6 protein-coding genes and 1 pseudogene are annotated in these 10,773 nt (G+C 65.1%); all 7 read left to right on the forward strand.

Translation table 11 applies throughout. From position 1 onward, the window contains the following. Positions 1-297, forward strand: a pseudogene (locus BGN95_RS16285) (cytochrome C); the annotation flags it as partial. 14 nt (positions 298-311) lie between these two features. Then, positions 312-2,555, forward strand: coding sequence for a TonB-dependent receptor (locus tag BGN95_RS16290; RefSeq protein WP_286773342.1), 2,244 nt, complete (start codon positions 312-314; stop codon positions 2,553-2,555). Positions 2,556-2,567: 12 nt separating this feature from the next. Next, positions 2,568-3,971 carry an aldehyde dehydrogenase family protein gene (locus tag BGN95_RS16295; RefSeq protein ID WP_286773343.1) on the forward strand — a complete coding sequence of 468 codons (1,404 nt, stop codon included), beginning with the start codon at positions 2,568-2,570 and terminating at the stop codon, positions 3,969-3,971. Continuing rightward, positions 3,968-5,599: an AMP-binding protein gene (locus tag BGN95_RS16300; protein WP_286773344.1), complete on the forward strand. Its 1,632-nt coding sequence runs from the start codon at positions 3,968-3,970 to the stop codon at positions 5,597-5,599. Before BGN95_RS16295 ends, BGN95_RS16300 begins: the two co-directional genes overlap by 4 nt. A 65-nt stretch (positions 5,600-5,664) precedes the next feature. Continuing rightward, positions 5,665-6,834, forward strand: coding sequence for a TetR/AcrR family transcriptional regulator (locus BGN95_RS16305; RefSeq protein ID WP_286773345.1), 1,170 nt, complete (start codon positions 5,665-5,667; stop codon positions 6,832-6,834). Positions 6,835-6,998: 164 nt separating this feature from the next. Further along, positions 6,999-8,513, forward strand: coding sequence for a DUF1254 domain-containing protein (locus tag BGN95_RS16310; RefSeq protein WP_286773346.1), 1,515 nt, complete (start codon positions 6,999-7,001; stop codon positions 8,511-8,513). A 162-nt stretch (positions 8,514-8,675) separates the two neighbouring features. Continuing rightward, a partial coding sequence (locus BGN95_RS16315; protein ID WP_286773347.1) for a GcvT family protein occupies positions 8,676-10,773 on the forward strand: 2,098 nt, incomplete at its 3' end.

The following is a 10,773-nucleotide window of genomic DNA, read 5'->3' on the forward strand; positions in this document are numbered from 1 at the left end:
CCGCCAATGCGGGATATGGTCGCGCGCTTTCTGTCGGTGCCCGGCGGGCGCGAATTTCTCGGCCGGGTGCCGGGCGTCGCCACCGCGGCCCTCGACGACGCGCGGCTCGCCAATCTCGTCAACTGGACGCTTTACACCTTTGATCGCCAGCACATGCCCAAGGATTTCCGACCGTACACAGCGGCGGAAATCAATGTGCTGCGACAAAACCCCCTCCGCCTTGAACGCGTCGAAACAAGAGCGCGTCTGGTGGCGGGTTTCATGCGGGCAGGAAAAGACCGGCACATCGAAAACTAGGGAGGGTTCACTTTATGAGGAATCATCTGTTGTTGCGGACGGGTGGTGCGCTGCTCGCCATGTCCGCCGCACTCGCCGCCACATCGGCGCTGGCGCAGACCGCCCCCGCGCCGCCCGCCACCCCCGCCGCGGATGCCCCGGCACCGGGCGAGATCATCGTGACGGCGACCAAACGCTCGGAAAGCCTGCAGTCGGTGCCGATCTCGGTGTCGGCGATCGGCGGCGACACCTTGTCGAAATCGCGCACCACCAGCGTCGACGATCTGACGAGCAAGGTCGCCAATCTCCAGATGACCGGCATCGTCGGCGACAATACCCCGATCTTCTCGCTGCGCGGCGTGTCGATGTCGGATTACAGCCTCAACCAGTCGAGCCCGGTCGCGACCTATTATGACGAGGTGTACAAAGGCAATTTCGCCTTCCTCGGGGTCGCGATGTACGATCTCGAGCGGGTCGAGGTACTGCGCGGGCCGCAAGGCACGCTCTATGGTAAGAATACCACCGGCGGCGCGGTCAACATCATCAGCCACGATGCGACGCTCGGCGAGACCAACGGCTATTTCAACCTCGGCTACGGCAATTACAATCGCGTCGACATGAGCGGCGCGCTCAACGTCGCGGTCGCCCCCAATCTCGCGTTCCGCATCGCGGGGACGTTCAGCCACGCCGACGGCTGGTTCAAGAATGTCCTGCCCGGCTATCCCGATCTCGGCGAGACGCGCGAATTCGCATTGCGCGGGACGATCCATTGGGAGCCGACCGACCGCCTCAAGCTGGTGCTGCGCGGCTCGGTGAGCGAGCAGACCCCGCATAATTACGGCATCTACGCGCAGAATGCCGATCAGTCGCGCATCGACGGGCTCGATCGCTATCACATCGCCTCGAACGTCGCGACGCGCCGCATCGCGCGGACGCAATCGGTCGCGCTGACCGCCAATTACGAGCTGACCGATGCGCTGACGCTGACCAGCATCACCTCCTACGACCACGGCACCTTGTTCTTCACCGAAGACACCGACGGGCGCGGCGACAAATTCCTCGAAATTCCCTATGGCGATCGGGCGAGCCAGTTCGCGCAGGATCTGCGTCTCACCAGCAACACCCACGGCCCGTTCGATTTCATCCTCGGCCTCTATTACGCGCGCGAGAAGGTGTTCAATTCGAACTCGTTCCAGATCATGAACGATGTCGCCTCGGGCGGCGATCTCAACGGCGACGGCGTGGTCAACCATCTCGATTGCCAGCTCAGCGGCGGGCTCGCGGGGTGCAAGATCGAGAACCATTTCGATCAGGTCAAGAAAAGCTACGCCGCTTATACCGACGTAAAATTCAAATTGACCGACCGGTTCACCTTGCGCGGTGGATTGCGCTTCACCCACGATACCGGGGTGCAGAGCAATTTCGAATCCAACGTCTATGGCGCCGACGATGTCTTCGTTCAGACCAATATCCCGCTCACCGGCGCGCGCTATTCGACCGACAATCTCTCGGGCAAGATCGGGTTCGACTATAAGCTCGCCGACGGCAATCTGTTCTACGCCAGCGTCAGCCGCGGCTATCGTGCGCCGAGCTTCAACGCGCAGGCGTTTTTCGATCCGAGCGAAGTGTCGGTCGCCAAGGCGGAGAAGGTCACCTCCTACGAAATCGGCGCCAAGACGCGCTGGTTCGACCGGCGCGTGACGCTCAACCTCGCGGCTTTCTATTACGACTATCGCAACCAGCAGTTCATCAACGTCAACCCCTCGACCGGCGCGCAGGATCTGTTCAACATCCCCAAATCGCGCATCTTCGGCGGCGAGGCCGAGCTGACCGCGCGCATCGCCGACTGGTTCCAGCTCCACGCCGGGGCGGGTGCCTTGTCGACCAAGATCCTCCAGGGGACGGTCAGCGGGGTCGATGTCGTCGGGCACAAGCTCGCCAATGCCCCGTCCTTCACCTTCAACGTCGGGCCGGACCTGACGCTCGCGCGCGGCAGCTTCGGGACGATCAGCGTGCATCCCGCATTGGCCTATCAGTCGAGCCAGTATTTCGAGGTGATCAACGAGCCGATCCTCAAGCAGAAGGGCTATGCGCTGCTCGACGCGCATGTCGATTACGAGAGCGCCGACGGACATTTCACCGCTTCGGGCTGGGTCAAGAATGCGGCGCAGCAATTCTATTTCACGTCGCGGGTCGATCTGCTGGCCGGGTTCGGCTTCATCTACAATCATATCGGCAACCCGCGGACCTATGGCGTGACCTTGGGCTATAAGTTCTGACGGGAGAGAGCGATGACTCATTATCGGATGCTGATCGGCGGCGCGCTGGTCGATGCGGACGCGCGGATCGAGGTGATCAACCCGGCGACGGGCGAGCCCTTCGCCACGGTCCCGCATGCCTCGACCGCCGATGCCGACGCGGCGATCGCTGCCGCGCGCGCTGCCCAGCCGGCGTGGGGTGCGCGGCCGATCGCCGAACGCCGCGCCGCGCTGGTCGCGCTCGCCGATGCGATCGCGGCGAACGGCGATGAGCTCGCGCGGCTGCTGACGATGGAACAGGGCAAGCCGCTCGCCGAGGCGCAGGGCGAGCTGGCGTGGACCGAGGGCTATCTGCGGCATTATGCCACGCTCGAGCTGCCCGATCGCATTATCCAGGACGATGCGACCGGCTATATCGCGGTGCGCCACCAGCCGCTTGGCGTAGTGGTGGGGATCATCGCGTGGAACTTCCCGCTGCTCGTCGCCTGCTGGAAGATCGGCCCGGCGGTGCTCGCGGGGAATGCGATCGTGCTCAAGCCCGCGCCGACCACCCCGGTCACCGCGCTCCGCCTCGGCGAGATCGCGCGCGAGATCTTCCCGGCCGGCGTGGTCAATATCATCACCGATGCCAATGATCTCGGGCCGCATCTGACGGCGCATCCCCACGTCGCCAAGATCGGCTTCACCGGCTCGACCGCGACCGGCAAGCGCATCGCCGCCAACGGGGCGGACACGCTGAAGCGCGTCACGCTCGAACTTGGCGGCAATGACGCGGCGATCGTGCTCGAGGATGTCGACGTACGTGAGACGGCGCAGGCGATCTTTGACAGCGCCTTCCTCAATTGCGGGCAGGTGTGCCTCGCGGTGAAGCGCGCTTATGTCCACGCCGATATCTATGACGCGATGTGCGCCGAACTGGCACGGCTGGCGAGCGAGGCGGTGGTCGGCGACGGGCTCGAGCAGGGCGCGCGGATCGGCCCGATCCAGAACCGCATGCAATTCGAGAAGGTGAAGGGCTTTCTCGAAGCGGCGCGCGCCGAGGGGACGATCGCGGCGGGCGGCAGGGCGATGGAGCGCGCCGGCTATTTCATCGAGCCGACGATCGTGCGCGACGTGACCGACGGCGCCAGAATCGTCGACGAGGAACAATTCGGCCCGATCCTGCCGGTGATCCGCTTCGAGGATGTCGAGGATGTCATCGCGCGCGCCAATGCCTCCGATTACGGGCTCGGCGGCTCGGTATGGAGCCGCGACGTGGATCGCGCCGCGGGGATTGCCGGGCGGATCGCCGCCGGGCAGGTATGGGTCAACCAGCATATCGCGATCGGCCCGCACATCCCGATGGCCGGTTTCAAGCAATCCGGCCTCGGCGCCGAGCAATCGGTGGAGGGGCTGGCGGAATATACCCAGCTTCAGGTGGTGAACATCAAACGATGACCGGACTTTCGATTGCCCGCGGCCCGACCGACACCCCGCTGCTCGACACGACGATCGGCGTCGCGCTGCGCGAAGCGGCGGCGCGCTGGGCCGACGATCTGGCGCTGGTTTCGCGGCATCAGGCGATCCGCTGGACGTGGCGCGAATTCGACGCAGAAGTCGATCGCGTCGCGACCGGGCTTATCGTGCGCGGGGTGAAGAAGGGCGATCGCGTCGGGATCTGGGCGCCCAATTGCGCCGAATGGGCGGTGATCCAGTTCGCCACCGCGCGGATCGGCGCGATCCTCGTCAACATCAATCCGGCCTATCGCATCAGCGAGGTCGAATATGCGCTCAACAAGGTCGGCTGCTCGGTGCTGGTCACCGCGGCGCGGTTCAAGTCGAGCGACTATCTCGCGATGCTGCGCGCGATCTGGCCGACGAACGTTCCCGGGCTCAGGCTGGCGGTCTCGCTCGGTGCGGAGGCGCATGACGGCTTCTTGCCGTGGGATAAGCTCCGCGCAACCCCCGACGAAGCGGCGCTGGCGGCGGCCGAGGCGGCGCTGCACCCCGACGACGCGATCAACATCCAGTTCACCAGCGGCACCACCGGGCTGCCCAAGGGCGCGACGCTCACCCACCGCAACATCCTTAACAACGGCTATTTCACTGCGCGGACGCTGCATCTGGGGCCGGACGACCGGATCTGTGTGCCGGTGCCGCTCTATCATTGCTTCGGGATGGTGCTGGCCAATCTCGCGGCGGTGACGAGCGGGGCGGGGCTGATCTATCCGGCGGAGAGCTTCGACCCGGAACGCGTGCTTGAGGCGGTCGCGGCTGAGCGCTGCACCGCGCTCTACGGCGTGCCGACGATGTTCATCACGATCCTCAACCACCCCGCGCTCGCGGCGACCGACACCTCGTCGCTGCGCACCGGCATTCTCGCCGGCTCGCCGTGCCCGCTGGCGACGATGCGCGAGGTGATCGACCGGCTCAACATGCGCGAGGTGACGATCGGTTACGGGATGACCGAAACCAGCCCGCTCACCACCCAGACCGCGACCGACGATCCGATCGAGGAGCGCGTCGGCTCGGTCGGGCGGGTGCATCCGCACGCGCAGGCCAAGATCGTCGGCCCCGGCGGCGAGACGCTGCCCTATGGCGAGCAGGGCGAATATTGCTCGCGCGGCTATGCGGTGATGCTCGGCTATTGGGACGAGCCCGAAAAGACCGCCGAGGCGATCGACGCCGACGGCTGGATGCATTCGGGCGACCTCGCGACGATGGATGCGCGTGGCTATGTCCGCATCACCGGACGGATCAAGGACATGATCATCCGCGGCGGCGAGAATATCTATCCGCGCGAGATCGAGGAATTCCTGCTCGGGCATGAGGCGATCGCCGATGCGCAGGTGTTCGGGGTGGCGGACGAGAAATTCGGCGAGGAAGTCTGCGCCTGGATCATCCCGCGCCCCGGCGCGGCGCTGACGCCGGATGAGGTGCGCGATCACTGCAAGGGCCGCATCGCGCATTACAAGGTGCCGCGTTATATCCGCATCGTCGAAAGCTTTGCGATGACCGTCACCGGTAAGGCGCAGAAATTCGAAATGCGCCGGATCATGGAAGCGGAATTGAGCGTATCGGTCTGATATTGTTGTAAAGTCATCTTACGCGGGGTTGCCCGCCGGGGATTTAATCGCCATCCCCGGCGACCATGGCGAGCAATCAGGCAGAACATATCCTGTCGACGGCGGCGCGCCTCGCGCTCGATCACGGGCTGGGGGCGCTGACGATGCGCGCCGTGGCGTCCGCCGCCGGGGTGTCGTCATCAGCGATCGTCTATCATTTCCGGACGCGCGAGGGATTGCTCGTCGCGATCCTCGAATATCTCGCCGAATCGATCGCTGCCGGCCGCGACCGGCTGGCCGGCGCCTTCGACGACGAACAGCGCGCGGTCGCCGGCCCGGCGGCGGGGGTGGCGGCGATCCTGTGCCGCATGGTCGACGAACAGGGGCTCGCCAGCATCACCGTCTCCGAGATCGCCCGGCTGTTGCGCGGCACCGATATGGACCGGCCGGTACAGGCGGCGATGGCGGCCGCGAACCAGCGCGCCGCGCATTTCTGGCAGGCGTTGCCGTTGCTCGCGCAGGAAGACGCGCAAGCGCGCGAGATCTGGGCGGCGTTTGGGCAAGGGGTGCTCGCACTCGCGATGCTCGATCGCAGTGCGGTGGCACGCAACGCGCGCGTCATCCGGCTGACCGCGCGGCTGGCGGACCGTCTTGCGGCGCGCGAGGTCGTGGTGCTGCCGGCGAGCGAAGCCCCTCAGCCGCTCGCGGCATTGGTGCGCCCGGCCGGCAAGCAGCAGATCGTCGACGCGACGATCCGGCTGAGCGGGGAGGGCGGGATCGAGGCGCTCACTCACCGCAAGATCGCCGCCGCCGCCGGGCTGTCGGTCGCATCGACGACCTATTTCTATCCGACCAAGGAGGATATCATCGTCGACGCCGCTTATGACGTCCAGGCGCGTGCGATGAATGCGGTTATAAATCAAAGCGTTGCTCCACCGAGCTTCATGTCGCGTATCACGCTCGACGATCGGCAGGAGGAGCGTGCCGAAATGGCGACGCTGAGCGCCTTCATGGCCGCCGCGGTGCGCAACCCCGAGCTGCTGCCGCTGGCCGAGGTGTTGCGACGGACCCGCGGCATCGACGGCGCGCGCTGGCTCGCGGCGCGCGGCTATCACGCCACCGATCGACTGGACGGAATCGTCTGGGCGGCGGTCACTTCGTTCCTTGCGCAGCATGCATTATTGCTGCCGGCTGCCGAGCGTGTCGCATTTCTCGATGATTTTTCAGATGCTTGGCTCCGCCGGCTGTTCGGCTGAGCGCCGCTGTACATTTGCACACCATATGGCTTGACCGCCTGTCGACGCCGGACATATGCTTAGTTCTGGTCGATTGCAGGGCCTCCCTGTACCGTTTTTAAGGTAAAACGGGCTGTTCATTTGTGCAGTATCGACCCGTGATGTGTCTCCAGTCGGGGTCGATGATGCGCCATTCTCTGTTTGCCGCTGCCGCGGTGTTCTTCGCAACGATCGCCGCCGCGCCTGTGTCGGCAACCGAGGAGGCGCCCGCGGCCAGCGCGGCCTTGCCCGCGACGGGGTTTGCCGCGGGCTTGTCGAATGCCGACATCGAGGCGCTGAGCGCCGAGGCCTTCTACTGGGGGCTCAACATCGCGGGCTTCTACGAGCTGCGTTACGTCTTCACCCAGCTCGAGGGAACGCCGGCGTTTCGCGGGCTCAACCGGGTGCAGGCCAACGACAATCTGATGGACGCATCGGCGCGCTATGCGACGACGATCAACGCCTCGACGCTCTATGCCGGCGGGATGTTCGACGTATCGCGCGATCCCCTGGTGATCGAGGCGCCCGCGGTGACCGACCAACGCTATTGGAGCATCCAGGCGCTCGACCAGAACGCCAATTGGTTCCTGATGGTCGGATCGCAATTCACCGGCAACGGCGCGCAACGCTATCTGGTCGTCGGGCCGCAGTGGCGCGGCAAGCTGCCGGCAGGTTTCCGCTCGACCGAAATCATCCGCGCGACCTCGAACAGCTTCTCGCTGACGACGCGGGTCGCGGTGACGACGCGCGATGCCGCCGATATGGCGGGCGCGCGCAAGGTGACCCACGGCGTCGCCGCAGCGCCGCTGTCGCTGTGGCAGGCCAATGGCGGGAAGGTGCCCCCGCTCGCGCAGCAGCCGACGGTGAGGGCAAATTACCGAACCTTCCCGCGGATGCGGCAGATCATCGATTACGGGCGGACGATGACCGCGGTCGATTTCCTCCAGTTGCTGAGCCTCTCGATCAACGACCCGTCGCTCACCCGCCGCACCGACTCGGTCAAGGAGACGGCGACGCTGGCGCGGCTGGCGAAGCTCGGGCTGCGCGAGGGGGCGTTGCTCGATCCGGCGAAGCTTTCCCCAGCGCAGGTCGCCGCGGCGCAGGCCGGGTTCGATCTCGCGCGCAAGAAGGCCAAGGCGGCGCTCGACGCGTCGTTGATCGACATGAACGGCTGGCGGCTGCAGTCGAGCCTGTTCTACGACGATCTCGACTATGTCGCCAAAGCGGGCGCCGACGATGTCGCCTGGGGCACCCCGGTGCCCTATCAGTCGCACAGCATCGCTTATGTCTTTCGCGACAGCCACGGCGCGCCGCTTGATGGTGCCAAACCTTACACCCTGACGCTCGATCTCGCGAACCTTCCCCCGGTGACCGAATTCTGGGAGCTGCCGGTGTACGATTCGGCGGGCTATTTCATTCCCAATGCGCTCAACCGCTACAGCGCGACGAGCTATCTGCTCGCCAGCGGCGCCTATGCGGTGCGCGACAATCGCGTCACTTTCTACCTCCAGCCCGATCGGCCGACCGATCCCAATCAAGCGCGCAACTGGCTGCCGACCGCGCGCGGCGATACCTTCCAGCTCGCAGCGCGCTTCTACGGGCCGATGGCGCCGCTGGTCGACGGCAGCTATCCGATGCCGAAGATCGAGCCGGCGCCGTGAGAAACATCCCACAGCCGCCACGGCCTTGAGCCTTGATGACGCAATGCTAGACAGCATTTCAGCTTATAGCGCTCATAAGTCATTCCGATGTAGCCACTCTCCATTTCCTCCTTGGTTCGGTGCTTGGCATATCGATGCCGAAGGCCCCGGCTGAGGAACGATATGAAAACGACGGCGCGAGTGGTGGTGATCGGCGGCGGCGTGGTGGGGGTGAGCACGCTCTACCATCTCGCCAAGCTGGGCTGGTCCGATGTGGTGCTGGTCGAGCGCAAGGAGCTGACCTCCGGGTCGACCTGGCATGCGGCGGGGCTGCTGCCGCTGTTCAACCTCAGTTATTCGGTCGGCAAGCTCCACCAATATTCGGTCGACTTCTATCCCACGCTGGAAGAGGAAACCGGACTAAATGTCGGTTTTTCCAGGGTTTCTAATATCCGCCTCGCCACCAGCCGCGATCGGCTGGACGAATATCGTTATTATGCCGGCGTCGCGCGGACGATCGGGGTCGACGTCGATTTCCTTACCCCCGACGAGGTGAAGGCGGCGTGGCCGCTCGCCGAAACCGACGGTCTGCTCGGGGCGATCCAGCATCCCGCCGACGGCTATATCCAGCCCGCCGATCTCACCCAGGCGCTGGCGTTCGGTGCGCGCCGCCGTGGGGCGACGATCTATCGCGAGACCACCGTCACCGGGATCACGCAGAAGACGAACGGCGAATGGGTGGTGTCGACCGACAAGGGCGATATCACCTGCGAGCATGTCGTATCCGCCACCGGCAGCTTCGCGCGGGGGACCGGTGCGATGGTCGGGCTCGATATCCCGGTGGTGCCGGTCGAGCATCAATATATCGTCACCGAACAGCATCCGCTGCTGATGGAGCGCCGCGCCAAGGGGCTGCCCGAAATGGGCGTGCTGCGTGAATCCGACGCGAGCTGGTATATGCGCGAGGAAGCCGGCGGGCTGCTGCTCGGGCCGTATGAGGTGGGCGCACCAGCCTGCTACGTGAACGGGCCGGCGGCGAACAGCGAGTATGAGTTGTTCCCCGATGCGCTCGAGCGGCTCGAGCCCTATATCCTCTCGGCGATCGCGCGCGTGCCTGCGTTCGGCGAGGTCGGGGTGAAGAAGGTTTATAACGGCGCGATTGCCTATACCCCCGATGGTTCACCGATCGTCGGCCCGGCGTGGAGCCGGCGCAATTTCTGGCTCAACGAAGGGCATAGCTTCGGCATCACCGCCGCGGGCGGGGCGGGGTGGCAACTCGCGCAATGGATCGTCGAGGGCGAACCGAGCATCGACATGATGGGCGTCGATCCGCGCCGCTTCGGCGATTATGCCGCCGAAGGCTATCTGATCGAGAAGAACGAGGAGGCCTATGCCAAGGTCTTCACCGTCCACTATCCCGACGAGGAGCGTGAGGCGGCGCGCCCGCTGCGCCGCACGCCCTGCTATGACCGGATGAAGGCACTCGGCGCGGTGTTCGGCAGCGTGTTCGGCTGGGAGCGCCCCAATTGGTTCGCGCCCGAGGGGTATGAGCTGAGCGACGCCGATCTCGATCGGGCGGATGTGATCCTCAACCACAATCACCCCGACGTGGCGGGCGAGCCGATCCGCGAGAAATGGTCGTTCCGCCGCTCCAACTATTTCGAGCATGTCGGGCGCGAATGCCGCCACGTCCACGAGCATGTCGGCATCCAGGACATGAGCGCCTTCGCCAAATGCCTGATTTCCGGCCCCGGTGCGGAAGACTGGCTCAACGGGCTGCTCAGCAATGTCGTGCCGAAGAAGGTCGGCAAGCTCTCGCTCTCCTATCTGCTCACGCAGGAGGGCGGGGTACGCGCGGAGTTCACCGTCTATAAAAAGGCGCCGCAGACTTATTATCTGGTCTCGGCCGGCGCGCTCGAGCGGCACGATCACGATTATCTGCAAAAGGCGCTACCGACCGACGGCTCGGTGCGCTTCGAGCGGCTGACGACGCAGATGGGGGTGCTGGTGCTCGCCGGGCCGAAGGCGCGCGACGTGCTCAAGGCGGTGACCCGCGCCGATCTGTCGAACGAGGCGTTCCCGTGGCTGACGGGTCAGCGCATCTCGATCGGCGCGGCGCCGGTCGATGCCCTGCGGGTCAATTTCATCGGCGAACTGGGCTGGGAGATCCACCACCCGATCGAGATGCAGAATTACATCTTCGACAAATTGATGGCGGCGGGCGCGGCGCATGATATCCGCCCGTTCGGGATCCGCGCGATGGACAGTCTGCGGCTCGAAA

Origin of the sequence: Sphingomonas sp. 66-10, assembly GCF_001897045.1 — a bacterium.
In the GTDB taxonomy this organism is placed as follows: Bacteria; Pseudomonadota; Alphaproteobacteria; order Sphingomonadales; family Sphingomonadaceae; genus Sphingomonas; species Sphingomonas lycopersici.

Coding starts and splice junctions, on each gene's coding strand:
- BGN95_RS16310 (WP_286773346.1), top strand. CDS start 6,999: ATGCGCCATTCTCTGTTTGCCGCTGCCGCGGTGTTCTTCGCAACGATC.
- BGN95_RS16290 (WP_286773342.1), top strand. CDS start 312: ATGAGGAATCATCTGTTGTTGCGGACGGGTGGTGCGCTGCTCGCCATG.
- BGN95_RS16305 (WP_286773345.1), top strand. CDS start 5,665: ATGGCGAGCAATCAGGCAGAACATATCCTGTCGACGGCGGCGCGCCTC.
- BGN95_RS16300 (WP_286773344.1), top strand. CDS start 3,968: ATGACCGGACTTTCGATTGCCCGCGGCCCGACCGACACCCCGCTGCTC.
- BGN95_RS16295 (WP_286773343.1), top strand. CDS start 2,568: ATGACTCATTATCGGATGCTGATCGGCGGCGCGCTGGTCGATGCGGAC.